Source organism: Agarivorans sp. QJM3NY_25, from assembly GCF_050870875.2.
Taxonomy (GTDB): domain Bacteria; phylum Pseudomonadota; class Gammaproteobacteria; order Enterobacterales; family Celerinatantimonadaceae; genus Agarivorans.
Genome location: NZ_CP194041.2, coordinates 361,925 through 385,476 on the forward strand (window position 1 = coordinate 361,925; position 23,552 = coordinate 385,476).

Genomic DNA, 23,552 nt, shown 5'->3' on the forward strand with positions numbered 1-23,552 from the left:
CTGGTTACTGCACTTTGCACTTCTTGCCTGATTATCGGCAGATTTATTCTGCGCAATAAGCTGCACATATAATTAATCAGATTGGTATTGCTCATTAGAATAGAGAATTATGTAGTTTGTTCCATTATCTATAAATATTTATGGCATCATTAGGTGACAAAAAAGTTATTAAGGTGCTTTGATAAGGCGATATGGCTCACAAAATGATGGCTAAATGATTGATGTTTTTAGAACTATGCTAGCTTTGTTGGTCAAATCCACTATCGTGTCATGATTAGGCGCCTCGGCTCTATTTGCTTCTACAAATAGCGCATCGTAAGTTTCGGGCTGCGTTCACGATTCATTTATTTTAAAAATCATTGAGGAGTTGTATATGTCTTCTAGTCAGAATTCTTTGGGGAAAACGTTTACCCTTAAGAATGCTCAAGGCAGTGTGGCTATCATACTGACATGGGGGGCAACCCTTGCCAGTTTAAAAATCAGGCTCAGTAGCGGTGAGTTAAGGGAGGTGGTGTTAGGTTGTGACAGCCTACAAAATTATCAGCAGCAAGGCGCTTATTTAGGCGCAACTGTGGGGCGCTATGCAAATCGAATTAAGCTGGCAAAAATCAATCATCAGGGGCAATCATATGCGTTAACGGCGAATCAAGGGCCGCATCAGTTACATGGGGCCAACGATTTGAGTCATCGTGATTGGCAGGGTGAGCAGTTGGCTGACAATAAGGCTCGTTTTAGTATTTTCTCGGCCGATGGAGAACAAGGCTACCCGGGTAACATGACCGCACAAGTGACCTACACCCTTGACGAAGAAAATCAGTTGCAACTAGATTACAGCGCTGAAGTCGACCAAGCCTGCCCTGTAAACCTTACTGATCATAGCTATTTTAATCTTAACGCTGAGCAAAGTAATATTTTGCAACATCATTTATTTATTGCCGCTGATTACTATCTTCCAGTGGATGCCGAAGGTATTCCTGTCGATGGCTTAAAAGAGGTGGCTGGTAGTGGTTTTGATTTTCGGCAAGCAAAGTCGATTGCCGCCGACTTGAATAAAGATCCAGATCAGCTGCTGGTTGGCGGCTATGACCATAGCTATTTATTGCAGTCTTCGGTGCTAAAAGAGGGAGGGGCTGTGGCTCGTTTAATTGCTGATGATGGCTCTTTGGCTTTGGAAGTCTATACTAATAAACCAGCAATCCAGTTATATACAGGAAATTTTTTAAGCGGTAACCCGGCACGTGATGGCAAGAGTTATGTTGCACATAGCGGGGTAGCTTTGGAAACTCAGTTTCTTCCTGATTCGCCTAACCGTTCCGATTGGCCGCATCAAAGCTGTTGGTTAAATGCAGGCGAAAAATATGCTTACCAAACTTGTTATCGACTATATCAACCCAGCTGAATAGCTGTGTGTTGAATAAAAATAAACAGGATGTCGATATACTAGAACATGGTGTATGCTGCTGATTGGTTCATTAGCTTAAAGGTGTTTCAACATGAAGAAGTGGTGGGTAATGTGTATCGGTATATTCGCGCTGAGTTTTCCAGCGATGGCGGATGATTACCAAGCAACTATTCAGGATTTTAAAAAATCCGATAGAACAACTTCATTTTTTAACAATGCCTATGGCTATGCGGTATTTCCAACCATTGGCAAGGGAGGCATTGGCATTGGTGGTGCTTATGGTGAAGGAAAAGTCTATCGCGGTGGTCAAACAACAGGCACCGTAAAAATGGGCCAAGTTACCATTGGATTTCAGCTCGGTGGTCAAGCGTTTAGCCAAATTGTGTTTTTGCAAGACAAGCGGGCGTACGACGAATTTACCAGCGGTAGTTTTGAGTTTGGCGCGCAAGCCAGTGCCGTCGCGCTAACCCTTGGCGCATCGGCGCAAGCAGGTACTTCTGGTACTGGCGCAGCAGCAGGTAGTGAACAAGCCAAGGCCAATTATGTGAGTGGCTATGCGGTGTTTACCTTGGCAAAAGGTGGCTTAATGTATGAAGCGGCTATCGGCGGACAGAAGTTTAGTTTTACGGCAAACTAAGCGCAGCTTATTTATTTGAACTAGCGGGCCCAAGGGCCCGTTTTTTATGGGTGTTGTCGGACGTTTTTGCTCAAATTTGAGTGACTTTTCGGCTTTCAGTGCTCAGAGCACGAAACCAAAACGATTATTCTCATGATGCTGTCTACGCAAATACAAACTTAAGCAGGTAGAAAGCCAAGCCAAACATCATTAGGCCGATCAGGCAATTAATCAGCTGCTGGGCACGCGGTTTTGCAAGTATTGGTGCCAGCTTTGCCCCGAGTAAGGCGAGGCTGAAGAACCAAGCGAAAGAGGCACTGACCCCGCCAGCAACAAACATCGGGCGTTGCTCTGCGCTGATATTAGCGGCAAATCCACCCAAGATCACAATAGTATCGATGTAGACGTGGGGGTTTAAAAAGGTGAAGGCGCAGCAGGCGAGAATGATTGCCTTTAACTCATGTTTTGCTTCGCCCTGATTTAAGCTATCTTCGGCTTGGTAGGCGCTGCGTAAACACTGGTAGCCGTAGACTAGCATGAATACCGCGCCCAAAATGCTAATGCTATAAAGCAGCCAAGGGTAAGCGTTAAAGAGTTGAGCACCGCCCCAAACCCCAAGGCTCATAAAAAAAATGTCGGCAAACGAGCACATAGTGGCCACCAAGATATGATGGCGTCGGCGGATCCCTTGATTTAATACGAAGGCATTTTGCATGCCGATAGGCATGATCAGGCTGGCCATGAGGGTGAGTCCGGTAAAGTAAGTGCTGAACATGTATTGCCTTGCGTTATTAAAATATTACAGGACTATAACCAGCGCATCTGCTTTAATATAGCTAATAATTTTAATGGATAATTAAAATATCTAATGAGAGTAAATGGCTTCTACTGATTTTGATTACAAGCTGCTAAAAGCTTTGGATGCGGTCGTCCTGGAGCAGAGTTTTGAGCGGGCTGCGCAGCGTCTACACCTCACTCAGTCGGCGGTTTCGCAGCGGATTAAGTTATTGGAAAGTCAGCTGGGGCAACCGTTGTTGATCCGTGCTCAACCCTTACAACCCACGGCTTTAGGTCAACAACTATTAGGCCACTATCAACGAGTATTACAGCTTGAAACCGAATTAAGCCAACAGCTCAAGGTGGACGAGCAGGTTTTTCAGGCTATGCCTTTAGCGGTGAATGCCGATAGCCTGGCCAGTTGGTTAATTCCCGCCTTAAGACCTTTGTTGCAACGTACCCAAATCGAGCTAAATTTATATGTAGAAGATGAATCGCGCACTTGGCAAAGGATGCGTAGTGGCGAAGCGCTCGCCTGTATTACCAGCAAGGCGCAAGCAATCGCTGGAAGTGAAAGCCACTTTTTAGGGTATATGGAATATCTATGTGTGGCGACCCCCGATTTTATTCAACGTTATTTTTCCGATGGGGTTGATCAGCGTAGTCTTAGTCAGGCTCCAGCCATGTCTTTTGATCAACATGACGATATGCATATCCAGTTTTTGTTAGAGCACTTTGCTTTGCATCCAGGACAATATCCTTGCCATACGGTGCGTTCGTCGGAAGCGTTTATCGAGCTAGCACTGGCTGGTGGTGCCTATAGTTTGAATCCGCGCTTGCAGATGGAGCAACACCTTGCGGCGGGGCGTTTAGTCAACATTTTGCCCGACTTTCAGCTTAGGGTGCCGCTATACTGGCATCATTGGCAATTAGCGGGTAAGTTAATGAGACAGCTAAGTGAACAGATCCGTGCCTACACTCAGACTTGTTTACCACAATAGGGTTAGAGACTGGGTTTGAGCATTAATTTGTAACTGAACAAGGAAAGCCGATGAAGATAGTAATTGCGCCTGATTCGTTTAAAGAAAGCCTGAGTGCCATGGAAGCGGCAGAGCTGATTGAGCAAGGTTTTAAAGAGATTTTCCCTAATGCCGACTATCTGAAAGTGCCGCTTGCCGATGGTGGCGAAGGCACCGTGCAGGCGATGGTTGATGCCACAGGCGGACAAATCATGCCTGTTTTGGTGTCGGGTCCGCGTGGCAATCCGGTTGAGGCTTTCTTTGGCGTATTGGGTGATAAGCAGACCGCGGTGATTGAGATGGCTGCAGCCTCGGGTCTGCATCTGGTGGATCATGCGCTGCGTGACCCACGTAAGACTTCCAGCTATGGTACTGGAGAGCTGATTAGCGCCGCCCTCGATGCTGGTGCTACCAAGTTGATTATTGGTTTGGGTGGTAGTGCCACAAACGACGCTGGGGTGGGCATGCTACAAGCTTTGGGCGCTAATTTTCGCGACCGTTTTAACAAACCCTTAAAGCGTGGTGGTGGTGAGCTGATTGATCTCGCCAGCATCGACATTTCTGGTCTCGATCCCCGTTTGGCTAAGGTTGAAATAGAGGTGGCCTGTGATGTCGATAATCCACTCTGTGGTGAACATGGCGCCAGTGCTATTTTTGGCCCGCAGAAAGGTGCAACGCCAGAGGTTGTCAAGCAGCTTGATGCCGCCTTAGGTCGTTTTGCGGCAGTGGTGTTTAGTGAGTTTGGCATCGATATTATGCACACCGCTGGTAGTGGCGCTGCAGGCGGTATGGGGGCGGGATTGTTGGCCTTTATGCAAGCTCAGCTGCGTCCAGGGGTACAAATCGTGACCGAAGCTGTGGACTTAGCCAGTGCCATGGAAGGTGCTGATTTATTGATTACCGGTGAGGGGCGGATCGACAGTCAAACCATCGCGGGTAAAACCCCCTATGGTGCGGCGCAAATTGCGATGCAGTACCAGGTGCCGGTGATCGCCTTGGCTGGCGCGATGCTGCCCGGCTACGAAGTGGTGCATGAACATGGTATTAATGCGGTATTTTCCATCGTTCCGGGTACTTGTAGTTTGCCGCAAGCACTTGCCGAGGCGGAATCCAACCTCTATGTATCTGCTCGTAACGTGGCTGCGACGCTGAGGCTGAGTCAACAAATGTTTGGCTAAGTGGCTGGTATTGGCTACAATAACTGTATAAACAAACAGGTGTTGTAGCCCTTGCGTCTCTATATTGCAGAAAAACCCAGCCTCGCCCGCGCGATTGCTGCGGTATTACCCAAGCCTCAGCAAAAGCTAAATGGTTATATTCAGCTCGCCAACGGCGATTGTGTGACTTGGTGTATTGGCCATTTGTTGGAACAGGCAGAACCGGAGCACTACGATGCTCGTTTTAAGCAATGGCGTTTGGAGCATTTACCAATCTTTCCCGAGCAGTGGCACTGGCAAGCGAAATCGAAAACGGCGGCGCAACTGCGAGTGATTAAGGGCTTGATTAAACAGGCTGGTGAGTTGGTGCATGCTGGTGACCCCGATCGCGAAGGTCAGTTGTTGGTGGATTTAGTCATCGAGCACTGTAAGGCGAAGGTGGCTCTGAAGAAGTCCTGCCAACGTTTACTGTTAAGCGACTTAAACCCTGCTGCGGTGAGTCGTGCCTTGAAACAACTAAAATTAAATCAAGAATTTGCCGCGCTCTCGACCTCGGCCTTAGCCCGTTCACGCGCCGATTGGTTGTATGGCATTAACTTAACTCGTGCCTATACCTTAAAAGGGCAACAGCAGGGCTACGGCGGGGTGCTGTCGGTGGGTCGAGTGCAAACTCCAATTTTAGGTTTGGTGGTGAGGCGTGATCAGGAAATTGCAAATTTTGTGAGTCGTCCTTTTTATCAAGTGGAGGCGAAGCTGCGCACCGAAAGCGGTGAGTTATTCAGCGCCTTTTGGCAGCCCAGCGAAGCCTGTAAACCCTATCAAGACGAAGAAGGACGTGTGCTTAGTCGTCCCCTTGCCGAGCACGTGGCGAAGCGGATCAGCGCTCAGGCTGCCTTCTTGCAAAGTTTAAAGCAGCAAGATAAACAACAAGCGCCGCCCTTGCCTTACAATCTTTCAAGCTTACAGATCGATGCCGCGAAGCGTTACGGCTATAGCGCTAAACAAGTTCTCGATATCTGTCAAAACTTATATGAACGGCATACGCTGATTACCTATCCTCGCTCCGATAGCCGCTATTTACCCAAGCAACATCATGGCGACGCACCCAAGGTACTGGCGGCGATTAAAAATAATAGCAGTGACTTGGCCGATGCGGTTGACGATGCGGTGCCTCGTCGTCAAAGTAAAGCCTGGAATGACGCCAAGGTGGATGCGCATCACGCCATCATTCCCACCGAAAAGCGCTATCTGGCGCAAAATCTTGGCGAGGCAGAGCGACGGGTATATCAATTGATTGCGCGTCAATATATTGCTCAGTTTTACCCTCACTATCGTTATGCCCATAGCGAAGCGCTGATTCAGATTGCTGATGGGATGTTTAAAGCCAGCGCCAATCAGCTGCTAGAGCTTGGTTGGAAGAGTCTCTTTCCCAAGAAAAAAAATACTGAAGATGAGCTGTTATTACCGCCCTTAACTCAGGGGCAAGCGTTGCACTGTATCGAGGGTGTGGTGCTCGATAAACAAACGCAGCCGCCTAAGGCTTACACTGATGCTAGCCTACTGGCGGCGATGACCGGAATTGCGCGGTATGTGCAAGACCCGGCCTTAAAAGCAGTGCTCAAAGAAACCGATGGTTTAGGTACTGAAGCGACTCGGGCGGGAATTATTGAACTGTTATTTAAGCGCGGTTTTTTACAGCGTCAGGCTAAACAAATTCATGCCAGCGACAGTGGCAAGGCTCTGGTTATGGCTTTGCCTGAGTTATGTACCTGGCCGGATATGACTGCTCATTGGGAAATGCAGCTCAATGGTATTAGCCAACGTAGTCAAAGTTATCAGGGCTTTATGCAAGGTATGCAAGCGCAGTTAAGTGATTTGGTTAAGCACAGTGCCAACATTAATGCGCAAGCCTTTGTCGGCTTAGTCAAACCCGCAGCTAAAGGAGCGGCTAGAAGGGGAAAGCGAAGCCATTACCGGAAGAAGGTGGCGGCAAAATGAGTTTACAATTGAGCTCTTGTTACACTGATGGTGATGTGAAAACTAGCTCTTTCGTGGAGGACGTTAGCTTGTGGGAGCTTTGTTTGGCAAATAAAATGGCCAATACTGATGGTTGGCCATTTTATTCTCTTACACCATAAATTAAGACTTGAGTTTAAATTGCTGAATTAGATTATTCAGTTCTCGAGATTCGCTAGAGAGTTCGTTGGATGCATTGGCACAACTCTCCGAATTATTGCTATTTTGATGGGTTACCTCGTCGATTTGATTAATCCCCAGACTGACTTGCTCGGCGCCTGAGGCCTGCTCGTTGGCCGCTTGGGCAATTTCATTCACCAATACCGCCACTTCGCCAGCATCTTTTACAATTGCATCTAAGGCGCTGCCAGTTTGATGAGACAGTTCAATCCCGCGCTGGGTGTGTTTGGCTGAAGTATCGATTAATATCGCGGTTTGCTGTACCGCTTCGGCACTACGTGCGGCCAGCTTACGCACTTCGTCTGCGACCACCGCAAATCCTCGTCCCTGCTCGCCCGCTCGCGCAGCTTCAATGGCCGCATTTAAGGCCAGCAAATTGGTTTGTTCTGCAATTGACTCGATGGTGTCGATGATGTTGTTGATCTCATTGCCTGAGTTTTCGATGTCTTTCATGGCACCTTGTAGCTCGGTCATCAGTTGGTTGCCAGAGCTGGCTGAGTTAACCGATTGCACTGACAGTTGATTGGCTCGGTCCGCGTTGCCTGAACTTTGACGGATTTGAGCAGCAATTTCGGTGATTGTGGCGCTAATTTCGGTGACCGCAGAGGCGGATTGTGTAGCGCCACTGGCTAAATCATGACTCAGATCTGAAACTTTACCGGCATTGTCGCCAATGACTTCAGAACGTTGTCGGATCTGACCTACCAGTTGGTTCAGGTCACCGACCATTTGCACTAAAGCCTTACCTAATTGGTCTTGCTCAGAAGCGAGTGTGACCTCGAGATCTAAGTCACCTTTGGCAATTCGCTCAGCGATTACCACCTGGTGTTGCAAACTATCGGCCATGTTATCGAGGGCCATCGACAGCTGGCCAGTTTCATCGGCACTGTTAAAATTTAAGCGCTGCTTAAAGTTACCTTTGGCAATCGACTGAGCCATTTCAACGGCTTTTAAGATCGGTTGAGTCAATTTTTTCGCCATAGCAATCAGGACGAAGATGGCAAGTAGTGAAATGATTAAACCCGCGCCGACTTGCCAATTTATATCGCTGAGGTTGTTATCGGAAAGCGTTTTGGATAGCGCATGAACCTCGGCCAACACCAAGTCTTTGTCGATGGTGATTACGATAGCCCATTGAACGCCAGTTTGGCCTAAGGTAATCGGCGCATAGACTTGTAAGCTATTATCCGCTTCGATTGTATTAATGGTTAACTTACCGGATTGGATGGTTGAGATAACTTGTTGGCTATTCAGGCCTGAAACATTGGAGATCGATTGACCAACGTACTTTGGCTGACGACTGTTGGCAATAAATAAGCCCTGTGCGGAAATAATCGAAACCTTGGAATTTCCTTGATAAATCTGTTTGGAGACTTGTTCGCTAAGCTGTTGCACAAAGCTCAAGTCGTAGTCTGCGCCAACTACGCCAAGAAATTGGCCATTAGCGCTGATTGGTACCGACAGCGTCGCGAGCCAGATATTTTTGCCCTGTACGATGTAAGGTAATGGTGCGGTGACCGTTTCATGGCGTTGATTTTTGGGCACCTGATACCAAGCGCCTTTGACGACGCCATTAGGATGTTGGGCTAGCGAATCGTATTCAACCAAGGATTGAATCTCAGTTTTGCCAGAATGATCACGGGTCCAATAAGGGGTGAAGCGTCCAGTTTGAGCGTTGTTACCGTCTTTCCCATTTTTAAATAACTGATCGTTTCCATCAAATGCATTGGGCTCCCAGCAACTATAAGTACCATTTAAGTCGGGGTTACTTTTTAAGACTTCCAATAATATGTCGTTAAATACGGGGCGATCTATGGTGGTGGTGTGATGAGACATATCATCGGATTTAGCGGCAGAGGCGGCGTTCGCTAAAGCCCTAGCTGCGCTTAATCCTTCTTCTAAGCGGCGGCTGACTGATTCCGCATAGTTTGATGCCGTTGCGCCGAGCTGCTTTAGGGCGGCATCTTCCACTAAGGCTGAGACTTTTTTTGATACCAATTGCTGAGATGAAGATGCTGAATAGACACTCAGTGCGACTAAGATCCCTGCCGAGATTAATAAGCAGGAACCAGCAACGAGTGCAATTTTTGATTGAATCGATTGTAATTTCATAAAAAAATAGCCTATATCCATGATCAATAATAAACCGAATATGCGTGCGGTTTAATCCATTTAATTAAAGCTGTGGGCTTTAAGCCTATTGGTCTTTCGTGATCCATTTTTGTTCGAGATAAGAGCGATTTCATCACTCAGATGAGTATGCCTAGAGTTCAGTCAGTATTGCTCAAGCCTTTCTTTATAAGAAAGGTGTAACGCAACTTCTTGTCGAACTTTAGCTAGTGTTTATCGTTACTTTAGAAGGCTTTACAGAGCTTACTGGATGGCCTAACTATGCCTTTAACAACGCAACAATTTACAAAGATAAATAGACCTAGTCATAAGCTTCGTTTGGTGTACTTTGCTTAGCCGAATGAGTAAATTAACGTCAGGTTTACTTCAGGTAGCCGAACTCCTGTTCGCTTATTTATTGAGCCCAGAATATCTATGATTGATAGGCCCTCCTTATTTTTGATTAATGTCCATATTTATTTAAGTAAATATACTTTTAGTCGGCGGCTACAAAATAAATTAAATTTTTTATATCTTTTTGTGGATGAATTTATTGTATTTATCTCGCCTTGTAATCAAATCACCTAATATTTCGAATATTCCCTATGAACGATGATAATAATTTTTGGCTTATATATTTGGGTGAATCGGTTCATCATTTGGTAATGAACGTTTTATAGCTTGATAAATGTAGAAGCTAAGTATCTTAACAAAAACCAAAATATTAATGATTTTAACTATATCTATATTTTTTTAACTCGCCAACCCCCCTCTTCGTTTCTAAGTACGCCTATCTTTGCTTTTCATCAGCGGCCTTAACTTATTTGTATAGAAAACACATAATTAATGACGATTTTGTTTTTATAATGAAGTGGATAATAGGCATCAAGCAAGTTAAATCAGGCTTGATTTATAATTATTGAGTCAAGTTAATTTTAATGTAATTCATTGTTTTTGTTTGATTTTTTATTTATTTGTAATTGATTTTTTTAATCGTTACATTAATTTATTCGCGTGGAAGTATTCTTTCACTTGTATGCTGCACTTAGTTTATATAAATATATAATGTAAACTTATCGATACAGGTGAGTTGCTAGTTAATTGTTTTTACTAGTTCTTGTGAGTGCTCGAATGATTTTTTATTTGCTGTTTGTTTTATTTTTAGTTCGGTTTATAGGTTTTTAATTTCTTACTGGTTGGTATTTAATTGTTGGATCTAATTTCGCTATTGAATCTAAATTGACTGCGTTGTTTCCTAAAATAATTTATCACTATCAGATGCATCTAAATGACGCTGAATCCTCACTCTCATTGGCCACTTCAGTGGCGTTGTTGGTCAACTCCCAGCTTAAGGCGCAGCCATCCTAGGCTGTTCCGCTATTTAGCCAGTTACCTGACGAACAGGCATATCTAGACTCGTCATTCTGTTTACCGCCCCTACACTTGCCATCATTTCTCCCACTTGCGTATTGTAATGACACAAGCTCTGTTTTCCACTTAGCAGCCGTGTGTAACGGTGCATCGCCGTCTCGGATAATGAGCGCTCATAGTAGCCCGATTGGTTTTTCCACTCTTCAGCATTTCATTCTTTAGCGCTTTAAGCTCTTGACTACAAGGGGGGGCTTTCTTCCCTGCAACTGGCGTTTTTGCTTGCGGGATGGCAGGAATAACGCCTTTGCGTTTCAATCGCGTATAACAGTGCTTGGTCGCATCGACACCATCTGCTGAGACTTGGATTATTTTACGACGAAGCGGATTTGAGAGTGTCGATAAACGTTGCCATCATGCTCTGAATTGAGCGAAGCCACCATGCTCACCACTTCATGTGTATCTGCATCGACAGCAAGATGAACTTTACGCCATATTCGGCGCTTTTCCTTTCCATGCTTGCGAACCCTCGATTCGCCTTCAGCAAACACTTTTAGGTCCGTTGAATCAATCACGAGGAGGTTAATTGGGCCTCTATTGCGTCAGCGATAGCTCACATTCACCGTTTTTGTTGGTTTACGAATACAGCTGTAGTCAGGTGATTGAAGGTCGACATTCATCAGTAGGAATATAGAGTTGATAAGGCCTACCAAGGTGCCAAGCGGAAGCTTAAACATAGTTTCTATCATCAGTGCAGTGCAGTGCATGCCGGGCCGATGGCGGTATTACTATCGGTGTCGCCGCGATCTCGACGACCAGTTGCGTGTTGACTCATTCAGCCAACAGTAATTGAACCTCACTAGGTTAAGGCCATGTTGTATTGCTTCCAGTTAATGATGTTGCTTTTTACTTTGTCTATGGCACGACCTAAATGTAGCGGCTTAACGATTAGATCGCGGAAAGCCCGAAAGGTTCATTCTAATTTAGGCAACAACGCCGTTTGTCATCTCTGGCTAGGATTTGACTGGTCGTTCGATATTAGGCTGGTTGATTTTGAAGAATTATCAGTTGAGACTGTCTTTGATGTAGGGAGCATAAACCGACACAGGCGTGATATGAAACCTGCTGAACGGCAGTGTATGCGTCGTCTGGTTTTGGCCTCCTTTTACGTTATCCATCAGTTAAAAGTGATGGGCATTTCTCTTCGGCTACCGATAAAAATACCCGGTAAACCGGGTATTGATGAGTCGTGGACGACAGCTTGGTTCACTAATCCATGGTTGGCATTACAAACGTGCTGCTATGTTGCTCTAAACGGACGCTAGTTGGCCAACGACTGGTAACTGTTTTCATACGGGTATAAAAGCGCACTCCGTCGTTGCCGTGGACATTGAGCGGCCCAAAAATAGAGCGCTTCCAGCCCCCGAAACTGTGGAAGGCCATCGGTACTGGAATGGGCACATTCACGCCGATCATCCCGACTTGAACATCTTCACTAAACTGACGGGCGGTCTCACCATCACGGGTAAAGATAGCGGTGCCATTGCCGTACTCATGACGATTGATTAGGGCCAGAGCAGTGTCGTAATCGCTGACACGCACAATTGCCAGTACCGGACCAAAAATTTCTTCTTGATAGAGGGTCATCTCCGGGGTGACCTGATCGATCAGAGTTGGGCCCACAAAATAACCAGCCTCGTGACCAGCTACGCTGAAGTTTCGACCGTCTACCACAATGCTTGCCCCTTGGCTTTCCCCTGAGCTGATATATTGATAGATCTTCTGCTTATGTGGTTCGGAAATCACCGGCCCCATGTCGTTTTCTGGTCCATCGACAATGCCCGGTCCAACTCGCATCTGGGCGATTTTATGTTGCAGGTTTTCAAGCAAGGCATCACCAATTTCATCGCCAACTACAACCGCCACTGACAGGGCCATGCAGCGCTCACCTGCGGCGCCAAAAGCGGCTCCCATGATGGCACTCGCTGCCATTTCCAGATCGGCATCGGGCATCAAGATACAGTGATTTTTGGCGCCGCCTAAGGCCTGACAACGTTTACCATGGGCAGATGCGGTAGCGTAAATATATTCGGCTATCGGGGTGGAACCAACAAAGCTGACCGCTTGCACGCGAGGGTCGCTTAATAGCACATCGACAGCTTGTTTGTCGCCGTTGACTACATTAAACACGCCATCGGGGAGTCCCGCCTCTTTGAGCAGTTCTGCCATGATCAGGCTGAGTGAGGGATCTTTTTCCGAAGGCTTTAGTACAAAGCTATTACCGGTTGCCAGTGCGATCGGGAACATCCACATCGGCACCATTGCGGGGAAGTTGAATGGTGTAATCCCGACGCAAACTCCCAGCGGCTGCATTAAGGAATGACTATCCACACCCGTTCCGACATTGGCAGAGTGTTCGCCTTTTTGTAAATGTGGAATACCACAAGCAAATTCAACCACCTCTAAACCCCGAGTGACTTCGCCGACGGCATCGGAGTATATTTTACCGTGTTCATTGGAGATCACGCGAGCTAGGCGATCGATGTTTTGTTCCAGTAAGCCTTTAAATTTGAACATCACTCGAGAGCGTTTTAAAGGCGAAGTTTTGGCCCACGCAGGAAAGGCATTTTTGGCAGCGGCAATCGCTTCTCTAGTTTCTTCCGCACTGCTTAAGGCGACTTGTTTAGTCTGCTCGCCAGTCGCGGGATTGTAGATAGCAGCCAAGCGCTGACTGCGAGTTTCACGGATTTGACCGTGGATAAAATTCTGAACGGTTTCCATTATTAATCCTTAGTTGGCCCTAGTGATTGAATAAGCCAGCATCAGCGGCCATTTGATTGAGATTTTTGTAACCCAACTTGGCGTAGGTGAGGGGATGCGCAATGGCAGGATCTTGTTCTGCTTCGACCACCAGCCAGCCTTGATATTGATGTGCAGCCAAGACTTGCAGAATCGGCGGATAGTCCACACCACCGTCTCCAGGAACGGTAAAAACACCATCTAGGACCGCGTCAAGAAAGCTGGTTTTACGGTTTTTAACATCAGCGAGGATATCCAGACGAATGTCTTTGGTATGGACATGATTGATCCGATGGGCCCATTTTTTAGCGACTTTCAGCGGGTCGTCACCAGCAAACACAAGATGACCAGTATCCAGCAATAAGCCGACTTCATCCCCGGTGTGTTGCATTAGTTGGTCGATATCTGCGGCTGATTCAATCACCGTTCCCATATGATGGTGATAGGCAACCTGAACCCCCTGGCTTCGGGTGTAGCGTGCAAATTCGGTGAGCTTCTTACCATAGTCCTGCCATTGCTCGGCTGGGAATTGCGGACGAAGGTGGACTGGGGTGTCTTGTTTACCGTGGATACAGTGGGTGACCTCGGCAAATACCATCACCTTGGCTCCGAGTTCGCGAAGTAAGGTGAGATGGTCTTGAACTGCCTCAATTTCTTGCTCCACGCTACGGCTTAGCAGCTCTCCCGAATACCACCCCGAGACTAATTGAAGCTGGTGTTGGGCAAGAATGGGGCCTAATACACTGGCTTCACGAGGGAATTTATTTCCCAACTCAAATCCACTGAAACCAGCTAATACACCTTCTGAGAGGCAAGTTTCTAAGGGGGTTTCGGCACCTAAAGACGGTAGATCATCATTGGTCCAGGTGAGTGGGTTAATTCCAATTTGTACGGTCATTATTGCTGCCCTCCTATTAAATTATTTGACGTTGTTTTGCTGCTTCATAGCGTTGACGTGCGGCGCGAACGGGTTCGCGAACCGAGACTTCCGGTATCGCCACTTCCCACCAGGAACCGCCCGATTCCGTGGTGCTAAGTGGATCGGTGTCCAAGCTAATCACATAGCTAATGGGAGAAGCCTTCGCGCGCTGTAAAGCTTGTTCAAGCGCTGAAATGTTGGTCACTTGCTCAGCCTGTGCACCTAACGAACGGGCATGCGCCGCAAAATCGGTTTTTGGGGCACCCTGTTCGACGCTATTACAATCTTGCAGTAGATTATTAAACCCGGCGCCGCCACAAGCTTGTTGTAAACGGTTGATACAGCCATAACCGCGATTATCAAGAACCACAATAATCAGCTTCTGCCCCAGCATCACCGAAGTGGCAATTTCAGAATTAAGCATTAGGTAAGAGCCGTCGCCGACCATCACAAAGATTTCCGATTCTGGTTTTGCCATTTTAACCCCAAGACCCCCGGCAATTTCGTAGCCCATACAAGAGAAGCCATATTCGAGGTGATAACCTTTGTCGTAGCGGGTACGCCATAGCTTATGCAGTTCACCGGGTAAGCCACCGGCGGCACATACCACGATATCTTGCTCGTCAGCGCTGCGGTTCACCGCCCCAATCACTTCTGCATCGGTAGGCAGAGAGCTGTGGCGATCGGTCATGGCAATCGATACGGTTTGATTCCATTGCTGACGGTACTGTTCGGCTTGGTCGCGCCAGTCGGCAGTGCTGCTCCAACCGTCTAATGCCGTTTGTAGCAGCGGTAGAACCCGTTTAGCATCTGCAACCAAGGCTTGGCTGTAATGTTTGCTGGCGTCGAAGCCGTTGATATTAATGGATATGATGCGAGCATCGGCCTTGAACAAGGCCCGCGAACTAGAGGTGAAGTCTTGCAAACGGGTGCCAACAGCAATCACCACGTCGGCTTCTTTGGCCAGGTGGTTGACGGCTTCGGAACCAGTGACGCCAATCGACCCCAGGTTGCAGACGTGATCCCAAGGTAAAGCACCCTTACCTGCCTGGGTTTCACCAACTGGCAGCTGATAAGCTTCGACAAAGGCTTTAAATTCGGCGGTGGCTTCGGAGTAGTGAATCCCTCCTCCTGCGATCACCAGTGGTTGCTTGGCCTGTTGTAGCAACGCCACTGCTTGGGCTAGTTCAAATTCGTCGGCTCCCATGCGGCGAACATGATGAATTTTCTCGGCAAAGAAATGCTCGGGGTAGTCAAAGGCCATGGTTTGCACATCTTGTGGTAGCGCCAAGGTGACTGGTCCACATTCGACCGGATCGGTGAGTACTCGCATCGCTTGCGGTAAGCTGTTGAGCAATTGTTCTGGCCGGGTGATGCGATCGAAAAAACGACTGACCGGTTTGAAGCAATCGTTGGGCGTGATGGTGGCATCGCTCCAGTTTTCGATTTGCTGTAATACCGGATCGGGTTCGCGAGTGGCAAAGGTATCACCCGGTAACAGTAAAATCGGCAGCCGATTTACATGGGCGAGAGCGGCTGCGGTGACCATATTCAGAGCCCCTGGACCGACCGAACTGGTTGCGGCCATCATGCGTCGGCGATTATTTGCTTTAGCAAAAGCGATGGCACTGTGAGCCATCGCCTGTTCATTATGGGCTCGATAAGTTGGTAAGCTGTCGTTGACGTGATACAGGGCTTCGCCTAGTCCGGCGACATTACCGTGGCCAAAAATGGCAAATACCCCGTGGAAAATCGCTTGAATTTCACCGTCAATCTCAACTTTCTGTGCCTGCATAAACTTCACCAAGGCTTGAGCCATGGTTAAACGCACGGTTTTTGCTGTTGTCATCTGAATTTCCTCTTAGCCGCGTTCACGCCACATGCGTATTAGGCTATGGTAATTGCGTTTGATCTGTTGGTTCAGTTGTTGGGCGCCAATTTCCCCCGCCAGCCAAGCTTGTGCAGGCTTGCCAAAAATGGTGCGCCCCACCGCAAAGCCTTTAACTAGTTTGCTGGGTGCGGCTTGATTAAAGCCTGCTCGTAATTCTTCTTCGGGAGCATCTAGACCAAGTAGGACCACCCCGTGACAGTGGGGATCGCGTTCTGCGATGAGCGTTTCAATTTGTCGCCAGCTATCGCTTTGCATGGGTGGAAGTTTCCACCAATCTGGTTTCACTCCCAAGTTATAGAAGCGCTGCATGGCGCGCAGGTACAGCGAGTCGTTACGAGCCATATCGGCGGGTAGAATGACTTCTAACAGCATTTCATGGCCCGATTGACAACAGGCGGCGTACACCTCTTGGATCTGCTTCTCCTGTGCGAGGCGCAGTGGGTGGGCATCTTCTGGATGAAAGAACACTAAACATTTTACGATGTGCTCCAGCGGCCATTCGATGAGTTGTGAACCAATATTGCCGTGTTCCATCGCCAGTGGTCGTGAACCTGGAAGCTCTACCGGTCTGGCAATCCACCAGTCGCTTCCGGTGACTTCATTTAATACCCTTTGACCAAAGCGGCTATCACATAGAATGCCTGCTTTTCCTTGTAGCTCTGCTTCTGCGGTAACTTCTTGGCAAGCTTTAAAAATCAATTGCTTTAGGGGAGCAATAAGGCTGAGGTCGGCACCTGCTTCACGCGCCATTTCGACAAACTGGATCCGGTGATCAAAGGCCAATATGCATAACTCTCCCCAGCTTCTATCGCGGGTAGTGACGCGGTGGAGATGGTTTAAGTGTGGATCTAAATCTGGACGTGGCACTACTGCGGCACGCGACAGATAATCATCGAGCTCTTCTTTACTAGGCATCGCTGGCGCGCAACCGTGGCGTGACACCACTAAGGCACCGCAGGCATTGGCGTAAGCGCCCGCTTGTTGCCAGCTTTCATCATTTAGGTAACCGCGTAATAAGCCGGACATAAAGGCATCGCCAGCGCCAAGTACGTTTAATACATCCACTTGTACGCCTAAGGCGTTAATACCTGCATCTAGATTGTTGGGGATAGCTTCGGTAAATATTGAGCACCCCAAGGTTCCGCGTTTGCAAACAAGCGTTGCATTGGATACTTCACGGACGCTTGTTAACGCGTTAAGGGTGTCGGTTGACCCTCCGGCAATATGGATCTCTTCCTCTGTCCCGACAATCAGGTCGAATAAACCTAATACCTCTTGTAATTGGCGGGTAACTTCCGTTGATTGGATAAAGCGTGTCTCTCCATCACCCAGTGATGTAAGGCCCCAAAGCACCGGTCGATAATCAATATCCAGTGCGGTTTTTACGCCGTGTTTACGCGCATATTTGAGAGCGGTTATTACGGCTTCGCGTGTGTTTGGGTGAGACAGGTGAGTCCCGGTAATTGCTAAGCATCGGGCGGAGGCAATATAGCCTTCGTCGACATCATCTGCACGAATCGCCATATCGGCGCAGTTGTCACGATAGAAAATGAGCGGGAAGGTGTCTTCATCTTTAATACCCAAAATAACTAGTGCTGTGAGGCGTTCTTTATCGGTGATAAGGTGACTGGTATCAACGCCCACACGCTGTAGTTCTTCACGTAAGAAACGTCCCATGTGTTCATCACCAACCCGTGCGAACATTGAAGACTTCAGTCCTTGGCGGGCGGTCCCATAGGCGACATTCCCGGAAGATCCGCCTAAGTATTTGGAAAAAGAGCCCATATCTTCCAAACGTGCGCCTATTTGTTGACCATAGAAGTCAACCGCCACTCGCCCCATACAAATCAGATCAAGCTTCTTATCAAGAGCCTTCATTGTTTCGTCACTCCTTAAAAACGTGTTGGTTTCTCACCTAGGATACTTAGCTAGCATCCGCTTTATCTTACACCTTATGTGAAATATACGTTTCGAATCAAAATTAAATCGAAATATTTAATCTGAAGTGTGATCGGTGATCTGTTTTTCGTTCATTACCATAAAATCGAAGGGCAAATGATTTCATTTCTGACTCGCAATTATCGCCTAAAACGAGACTTCAATAAGTGGAATGAAAATTCCACAAAGATTTATCGGTAACAATAATAAATCCTCGCAATTACCATTTACAACTTTAAATGAATGTAAAACAATTAGTTATCTATTATTTTTAAAATGGAATATAAATTTCAATGAGACCAGCTTAACACTTTTAACAATTAAGAAACATTGGGGCTGGTTATATTTACAACATCATTTTATAGTTCAATACCAAGGGAAAATAATTACTATTCAAGACTTTCGGCAAGGCTTTTACTAGGTTATACGCCATAAGAATTGAAATTTTTGTATGAAATACAGGACGTTCTATCGTTCAATATGAAATGAAAATTTCATTTTGAGTCCTGATGGTTGATCAATAACAAAGGAGATATTCATGCCATCATTTAAACAATACCTCACCCGGGGGCTTAGTCCCGTGAGACAACTCATGACAATGAGCTTCTCTATGCTTAAAGGTGTTTTGGTTGTCGCAGGCTTTTTGCTGCTGACGGCTTGTGGTCAAGAAGAGGCGAAAAGTGATGTCACCCGGATCGGTGTGGCGATCCCTAATTTTGACGATACCTTCATGGTGTATATGAAAGATGCCATGGACAAATATGCAAAGCAGCAAAATGGAAAAGTTGAACTGTTGTTTGTTGATGCGAAGGAAGACACCGCCAAACAATTGGGTCAGGTTGAAAACTTTATTGTTCAGAAAATGGATGCGATTGTCTTAGTGCCAGTGAACACCGAAGCAACGCAGCCGATGACTGATAGCATCGTGAAGGCGGGTATTAAACTGGTTTATTTGAATCGTCGTCCTTCTTACCTCCCGCAAGGAGTGTCTTATGTGGGATCCGAAGAGTTGAAGTTTGGTGAAACTCAAGCAGCCTATGCCGCGAAAGCTAAAGAAGGTGGCAATGTTGGGATCTTAATGGGGATGTTGACTCAAGAAGCGGCGATTATGCGAACCAAGGGTGTCGAAGATTATTTCGCCGATAAACCTAAGTTTAAGGTGGTACGTAAACAAACCGGTTTATGGCAGCGTACCCAAGGGATGTCGGTCATGGAAAACTGGCTGAATTCTGGCGATAAGCTCGACATCATTTTAGCCAACAATGATGACATGGCTTTGGGTGCCATTCAGGCCTTGCAAGCCGCCGGTAAACTTGATGACACACTAGTGGTTGGTGTTGATGCAACACCCGATGGTTTGACGGCGGTTAAAAGTGGTGCGTTGAATGCCACGGTATTCCAAGACGGTTCGGGTCAAGCCCGTGCGGCGATTGATACTGCGGTTGATGCTGTAAAAGGGAAACCGCATGAGCAGATTACTTGGATCCCAGCAGAACTCGTCACCAAAGATAATTTGGCTGCCTTTGAAGCCAAACATAAAAGCTAAATTGTGCGTCGCAAACGCTCACGTGATACCAATCTAGACAAGCCAATGTTTAAAGCGCGCAGCGGCTTGTTTAGCTTGGTCACACGCTAGTCATTTATGTTGTGGCTCTATCCCATGTTTCTATAGTTGCTGTGGTGGAGCCCTTTGGGGAGTATTCAATATGAGTCAAGTTTTACTCGAAATGCGTGGTATCACCAAGAGTTTTCCGGGTGTCAAAGCATTAGACAATGTTCGGTTAACCTTAAGAGAAGGTCGCGTTATGGCCTTGATGGGAGAAAATGGCGCTGGTAAATCCACACTGATGAAGGTGATGTTTGGTATTTATCAACGCGATAGTGGCAACATTTTTTATCGAGGAAAAGCGGTTGAATTTTCTGGGGCTAAAGATGCCTTAGAAGCTGGGGTTTCGATGATTCATCAGGAGTTATCGCCGATCCTCCACCGTAGTATTGCTGAAAACATATGGTTAGGACGGGAGCCGTTAAAAGGCCCGTTAAAACTGATTGACCATCCAAAAATGTATCGTGATACAGAAGCCTTGTTGGAAAAACTCGATCTTCATTTAGATCCAAGAACGCCGATGGTCGATCTGACGGTGGCCACCATACAAATGGTGGAGATTGCCAAGGCCATTTCCTACAACTCAGAGATTATCATTATGGATGAACCGACTTCGGCGCTGACCGATAAAGAAGTCGCTCACCTATTTAAGATCATCGATATGCTGAAGTCTCGAGGTTGTGCGGTGGTTTATATTAGCCACAAAATGGATGAGATTTTTCGTATTTGCGATGATATCACGGTGTTTCGTGACGGGTGCTTTATCGGTGAACGCGAGGCCAAAGACACGAATAATGACGAATTGGTGCAAATGATGGTGGGGCGAGATCTGGGGGATGTTTTTCCACCACCAACCGCTAAACCGGGCAAAACTCGCTTAGAAGTGCGTGATCTGACGGTTAAAGGTTCATTTGAGAATGTTAGCTTTGATCTTCGTGAGGGAGAGATCCTCGGGATCGCAGGATTAGTTGGCGCGGGACGAACCGAGCTAATTGAAACCTTGTTTGGGGTGCGTCAAAAAGATGCGGGCTTGATTCGTATCAATGGCAACGAGGTGGATATTAAAACACCGCAAGATGCGATTCGCCATAAAATGGCATTTTTGACCGAAGATCGACGCCAATCGGGCTTGTACCTGATGCTGGATATCTTTGCCAATACCTCGATTGCCCACCTCGATGCCTACCGTAACAAAGTAGTGAATGTCTTAGATGTTCGGAAAATGCGTACCGATAGTGCCGAGCACTGTAAGAAGCTCAAGGTTAAAACCCCTGATATGCATGAAACCATCGATAACCTCAGTGGTGGAAATCAACAAAAAGTATTGCTGGCGCGTTGGATGCTGACCAAGCCGGACATTTTGTTTCTTGATGAACCGACTCGCGGTATCGATGTTGGTGCGAAATCAGAAATTTACAAATTAATGCGCTTACTAACGGGAATGGGGAAGAGTCTGGTGATGATCTCATCCGAACTGCCAGAAGTGATGGGGATGAGTGATCATATTCTGGTGATGCATGAAGGTCAGCTTAAAGGTGCCGTCGCAGGATCTGATGCCTCCCAACAAAAAATTATGACGATGGCGCTGAGCTAGCTTTCAGAGTGTGAAAAGAAAGCTAAGTAGCTAGAAAAACTATTTAAGGAATAGAGTGATGATTGCGAAACTGCTTAAGGCGAGCCCCAGTGTTGAGGCGTCGAACAACAATATGAAACGTTTTGTTTCTAAGTACGCGATTTATGTCGTCTTTGTCGCCATGTGTATCGTGATGTCGATTTTATCACCGGTGTTTCTTTCGGTTGCTAATTTATTGAACGTTGCGACTCAGATGGCCAGTGTTGGTCTGTTGGCCTTGGGTGTGACAATTATTATTATCACCCGCGGCATCGACCTTTCTTCGGGATCTGTTTTGGCGGTGGCTGCGGTGGTGTCTGCCAGTATGGCGCAAACTATCGATTGGGGGATGCGGATGTATCCTAATATGCCGGAACTGCCGGTTATTGTTCCAATTCTAGCGGCATTAGCGGTCGGCGCAGTGTGTGGTTACATTAATGGTGCCTTGATTGCCTATACCAGGCTCCCGCCCTTTATTGCGACTTTGGGGATGATGATCGTTGCTCGTGGCGCTGCGCTGTTGTATTCCGATGGCCGCCCGATTAGCAGCCTGACAAGTTCCTACCAATGGATTGGCCAGGGGAATATTCTAGGGATCCCGGTACCGATCCTGATTTTCATTGCACTTGCAGTGTTATCCTACATTTTGTTGAACTATACCCGATTTGGTAAGTACGCTTACGCGATTGGTGGCAACGAGACTGCCGCTTATGTATCGGGTATTAATGTCACAAAGTACAAGATTTTGGTGTATACCTATGCCGGCACGCTGGCAGGGATTGCGGCTTTGATCCTCTCTGCTCGCATTAACTCGGGTCAACCGGGTTTAGGGGTGATGTACGAGCTAGACGCGATTGCGGCTGCGACGGTTGGTGGTGTTTCTCATGCCGGTGGTATTGGTACTATTCAGGGAACTATTATCGGAACCATGATAATGGGGGTTTTACAAAACGGTCTCGACTTGCTGAATATCTCCGCATATTGGCAGCAAATTGTTAAAGGCTTGGTGATCATTGGTGCCGTTATGTTTGATATGAAACGTCACCGTAAGGGACACTAAGTTCTGTCGGTATCTAAGTGAGATGATGTAGGATCAGTTTGATGGCAATGATCCTACATTCGTTCCGATAATCGATAATTGAGCTGCTATTCTATTCCGTCTCATCGCTCTCTTTGTTGTTTCAATCCATTCCTTATATCAAACACATTTCGAAACAAAAATTTCATTTACTTTTGGTATACGGTATATTTACGGAAAATGTATTTCAATTTTTAGTTCAGGAGAGTCTAATGAAAGCTGCCGATTCGCTGAGTGAACTGCAGGAACATATTCGTCATAATTACGCGGATCTGAGTAAACGTCTCCAGCAAGTTGCTAAGTATATCCTTGATAATTCGAATAGTGTTGCCTTTGATACGGTGGCTGTCATTGCGCAGCAAGCGGAAGTGCCGCCATCTACACTGATTCGGTTTGCCAATGCCTTTGGTTTTAGTGGTTTTAACGATATGAAACAGTTGTTTCGTCGTAATTTAGTTGAAGAGACAACCAGTTATACCGATCGGGCGCGTTTATATAAACAGCTGGAAAGTGACCCGTTACCACCGGAAACGCCGAAGGGGATTTTGGAAGAATTCGCCCGGGCAAACTGTCAGGCGATGAATCACTTAGTGTCGCAAATTTCCGAAGAAAACCTGCAGCAGGCGGTTGATATCTTACAGCGTGCGGAAAATATCTATCTGATTGGTCTACGTCGTTCGTTTAACGTGGCTTCTTATTTGACTTATGCTTTCCGGCATCTCAATAAACGGGCATTTTTAATCGATGGCTTGGGGGGGATGTTTAAAGAACAATTGAGTATGATTGGCCCAAAAGACGCCGTGGTGGCGATTAGTTTTAGTCCTTACGCTCAAGAAACGGTGATGCTGAGTGAAGTTGCATCTAAAGCGGGGGCACAGCAAATTGTGATTACCGATAGTCAGATCAGCCCTTTGGCCTCATTTAGTGATGTCTGTTTTGTGGTGAAAGAAGCTAAAGTTGACGCGTTTCGTTCTCAATCTGCATCGCTTTGTTTGGCGCAAACGCTGGCGGTTTCAATGGCCTTTGAAGAGCGAGAGTAAAGTGATTGAGAGAACAAGCAAAGCC

The 23,552-nt window shown here is 46.8% G+C and carries 15 protein-coding genes and 1 pseudogene; 9 read left to right on the forward strand and 7 right to left on the reverse strand.

Going from position 1 to position 23,552, the window contains the following annotated elements:
* The first annotated feature begins 373 nt into the window (after window positions 1–373).
* The gene (galM, locus tag ACRRSW_RS01610) at window positions 374–1,399 is read left to right on the forward strand and encodes a galactose-1-epimerase (RefSeq protein ID WP_432460694.1); all 1,026 of its coding nucleotides are present in this window, start codon (window positions 374–376) and stop codon (window positions 1,397–1,399) included.
* 94 nt (window positions 1,400–1,493) lie between these two features.
* Window positions 1,494–2,039 carry a YSC84-related protein gene (locus ACRRSW_RS01615; protein ID WP_432460695.1) on the forward strand — a complete coding sequence of 182 codons (546 nt, stop codon included), beginning with the start codon at window positions 1,494–1,496 and terminating at the stop codon, window positions 2,037–2,039.
* A 142-nt stretch (window positions 2,040–2,181) separates the two neighbouring features.
* Here ACRRSW_RS01615 and ACRRSW_RS01620 read toward each other — a convergent pair whose 3' ends face one another.
* Window positions 2,182–2,793 carry a LysE/ArgO family amino acid transporter gene (locus tag ACRRSW_RS01620; RefSeq protein WP_432460696.1) on the reverse strand — a complete coding sequence of 204 codons (612 nt, stop codon included), beginning with the start codon at window positions 2,791–2,793 and terminating at the stop codon, window positions 2,182–2,184.
* A 103-nt stretch (window positions 2,794–2,896) separates the two neighbouring features.
* Between ACRRSW_RS01620 and ACRRSW_RS01625 the strand changes: the two genes are divergently transcribed.
* From ACRRSW_RS01625 to ACRRSW_RS01635, 3 genes are read left to right on the forward strand one after another with little or no spacing between them, the layout of a single operon-like run.
* Window positions 2,897–3,796 (forward strand): LysR family transcriptional regulator ArgP, encoded by a 900-nt coding sequence (locus ACRRSW_RS01625; protein WP_432454936.1) that lies wholly within the window; start codon window positions 2,897–2,899, stop codon window positions 3,794–3,796.
* 50 nt (window positions 3,797–3,846) lie between these two features.
* Window positions 3,847–4,992, forward strand: a complete 1,146-nt coding sequence (locus tag ACRRSW_RS01630) for a glycerate kinase (protein ID WP_432454935.1) — start codon at window positions 3,847–3,849, stop codon at window positions 4,990–4,992.
* A 51-nt stretch (window positions 4,993–5,043) separates the two neighbouring features.
* Complete coding sequence (locus tag ACRRSW_RS01635; protein ID WP_432460697.1) at window positions 5,044–6,969, forward strand: DNA topoisomerase III; 1,926 nt, start codon at window positions 5,044–5,046, stop codon at window positions 6,967–6,969.
* A gap of 141 nt (window positions 6,970–7,110) precedes the next feature.
* On the opposite strand, the gene ACRRSW_RS01640 is transcribed toward ACRRSW_RS01635, so the two are convergent.
* The 6 genes and pseudogenes from ACRRSW_RS01640 to ACRRSW_RS01665 all read right to left on the reverse strand — a co-directional run bounded on the left by ACRRSW_RS01640 (window position 7,111) and on the right by ACRRSW_RS01665 (window position 18,131).
* Window positions 7,111–9,279, reverse strand: coding sequence for a methyl-accepting chemotaxis protein (locus ACRRSW_RS01640; protein ID WP_432460698.1), 2,169 nt, complete (start codon window positions 9,277–9,279; stop codon window positions 7,111–7,113).
* Window positions 9,280–10,657: 1,378 nt separating this feature from the next.
* A pseudogene (locus ACRRSW_RS01645) lies at window positions 10,658–11,563 on the reverse strand (IS5 family transposase).
* A 350-nt stretch (window positions 11,564–11,913) separates the two neighbouring features.
* On the reverse strand, window positions 11,914–13,425 hold the full coding sequence (locus tag ACRRSW_RS01650; protein WP_432460699.1) for a CoA-acylating methylmalonate-semialdehyde dehydrogenase: 1,512 nt from the start codon (window positions 13,423–13,425) through the stop codon (window positions 11,914–11,916).
* Window positions 13,426–13,444: 19 nt separating this feature from the next.
* Window positions 13,445–14,341 (reverse strand): myo-inosose-2 dehydratase, encoded by an 897-nt coding sequence (gene iolE / locus ACRRSW_RS01655; protein ID WP_432454930.1) that lies wholly within the window; start codon window positions 14,339–14,341, stop codon window positions 13,445–13,447.
* Window positions 14,342–14,357: 16 nt separating this feature from the next.
* Entirely contained in the window at window positions 14,358–16,211 is a 1,854-nt protein-coding gene (iolD, locus tag ACRRSW_RS01660) for a 3D-(3,5/4)-trihydroxycyclohexane-1,2-dione acylhydrolase (decyclizing) (RefSeq protein WP_432460700.1), read from the reverse strand.
* Between the two features lie 12 nt (window positions 16,212–16,223).
* Window positions 16,224–18,131 (reverse strand): bifunctional 5-dehydro-2-deoxygluconokinase/5-dehydro-2-deoxyphosphogluconate aldolase, encoded by a 1,908-nt coding sequence (locus tag ACRRSW_RS01665; RefSeq protein ID WP_432460701.1) that lies wholly within the window; start codon window positions 18,129–18,131, stop codon window positions 16,224–16,226.
* A gap of 598 nt (window positions 18,132–18,729) precedes the next feature.
* On the opposite strand from ACRRSW_RS01665, the gene ACRRSW_RS01670 reads away from it, so the two are divergent.
* The 4 genes from ACRRSW_RS01670 to ACRRSW_RS01685 all read left to right on the forward strand — a co-directional run bounded on the left by ACRRSW_RS01670 (window position 18,730) and on the right by ACRRSW_RS01685 (window position 23,527).
* The gene (locus ACRRSW_RS01670; RefSeq protein WP_432454927.1) at window positions 18,730–19,737 is read left to right on the forward strand and encodes a sugar ABC transporter substrate-binding protein; all 1,008 of its coding nucleotides are present in this window, start codon (window positions 18,730–18,732) and stop codon (window positions 19,735–19,737) included.
* A 160-nt stretch (window positions 19,738–19,897) separates the two neighbouring features.
* On the forward strand, window positions 19,898–21,391 hold the full coding sequence (locus tag ACRRSW_RS01675) for a sugar ABC transporter ATP-binding protein (protein ID WP_432460702.1): 1,494 nt from the start codon (window positions 19,898–19,900) through the stop codon (window positions 21,389–21,391).
* A 58-nt stretch (window positions 21,392–21,449) separates the two neighbouring features.
* Window positions 21,450–22,469, forward strand: a complete 1,020-nt coding sequence (locus ACRRSW_RS01680; RefSeq protein WP_432460703.1) for an ABC transporter permease — start codon at window positions 21,450–21,452, stop codon at window positions 22,467–22,469.
* A 230-nt stretch (window positions 22,470–22,699) separates the two neighbouring features.
* Complete coding sequence (locus ACRRSW_RS01685) at window positions 22,700–23,527, forward strand: MurR/RpiR family transcriptional regulator (protein ID WP_432454924.1); 828 nt, start codon at window positions 22,700–22,702, stop codon at window positions 23,525–23,527.
* Window positions 23,528–23,552: the final 25 nt, after the last annotated feature.

Excerpts from the sequence above, each read along its gene's own strand:
- galM (WP_432460694.1), top strand. The coding sequence starts at position 374 with ATGTCTTCTAGTCAGAATTCTTTGGGGAAAACGTTTACCCTTAAGAAT.
- ACRRSW_RS01615 (WP_432460695.1), top strand. The coding sequence starts at position 1,494 with ATGAAGAAGTGGTGGGTAATGTGTATCGGTATATTCGCGCTGAGTTTT.
- ACRRSW_RS01620 (WP_432460696.1), bottom strand. The coding sequence starts at position 2,793 with ATGTTCAGCACTTACTTTACCGGACTCACCCTCATGGCCAGCCTGATC.
- ACRRSW_RS01625 (WP_432454936.1), top strand. The coding sequence starts at position 2,897 with ATGGCTTCTACTGATTTTGATTACAAGCTGCTAAAAGCTTTGGATGCG.
- ACRRSW_RS01630 (WP_432454935.1), top strand. The coding sequence starts at position 3,847 with ATGAAGATAGTAATTGCGCCTGATTCGTTTAAAGAAAGCCTGAGTGCC.
- ACRRSW_RS01640 (WP_432460698.1), bottom strand. The coding sequence starts at position 9,279 with ATGAAATTACAATCGATTCAATCAAAAATTGCACTCGTTGCTGGTTCC.
- ACRRSW_RS01650 (WP_432460699.1), bottom strand. The coding sequence starts at position 13,425 with ATGGAAACCGTTCAGAATTTTATCCACGGTCAAATCCGTGAAACTCGC.
- iolE (WP_432454930.1), bottom strand. The coding sequence starts at position 14,341 with ATGACCGTACAAATTGGAATTAACCCACTCACCTGGACCAATGATGAT.
- iolD (WP_432460700.1), bottom strand. The coding sequence starts at position 16,211 with ATGACAACAGCAAAAACCGTGCGTTTAACCATGGCTCAAGCCTTGGTG.
- ACRRSW_RS01665 (WP_432460701.1), bottom strand. The coding sequence starts at position 18,131 with ATGAAGGCTCTTGATAAGAAGCTTGATCTGATTTGTATGGGGCGAGTG.
- ACRRSW_RS01670 (WP_432454927.1), top strand. The coding sequence starts at position 18,730 with ATGCCATCATTTAAACAATACCTCACCCGGGGGCTTAGTCCCGTGAGA.
- ACRRSW_RS01675 (WP_432460702.1), top strand. The coding sequence starts at position 19,898 with ATGAGTCAAGTTTTACTCGAAATGCGTGGTATCACCAAGAGTTTTCCG.
- ACRRSW_RS01680 (WP_432460703.1), top strand. The coding sequence starts at position 21,450 with ATGATTGCGAAACTGCTTAAGGCGAGCCCCAGTGTTGAGGCGTCGAAC.
- ACRRSW_RS01685 (WP_432454924.1), top strand. The coding sequence starts at position 22,700 with ATGAAAGCTGCCGATTCGCTGAGTGAACTGCAGGAACATATTCGTCAT.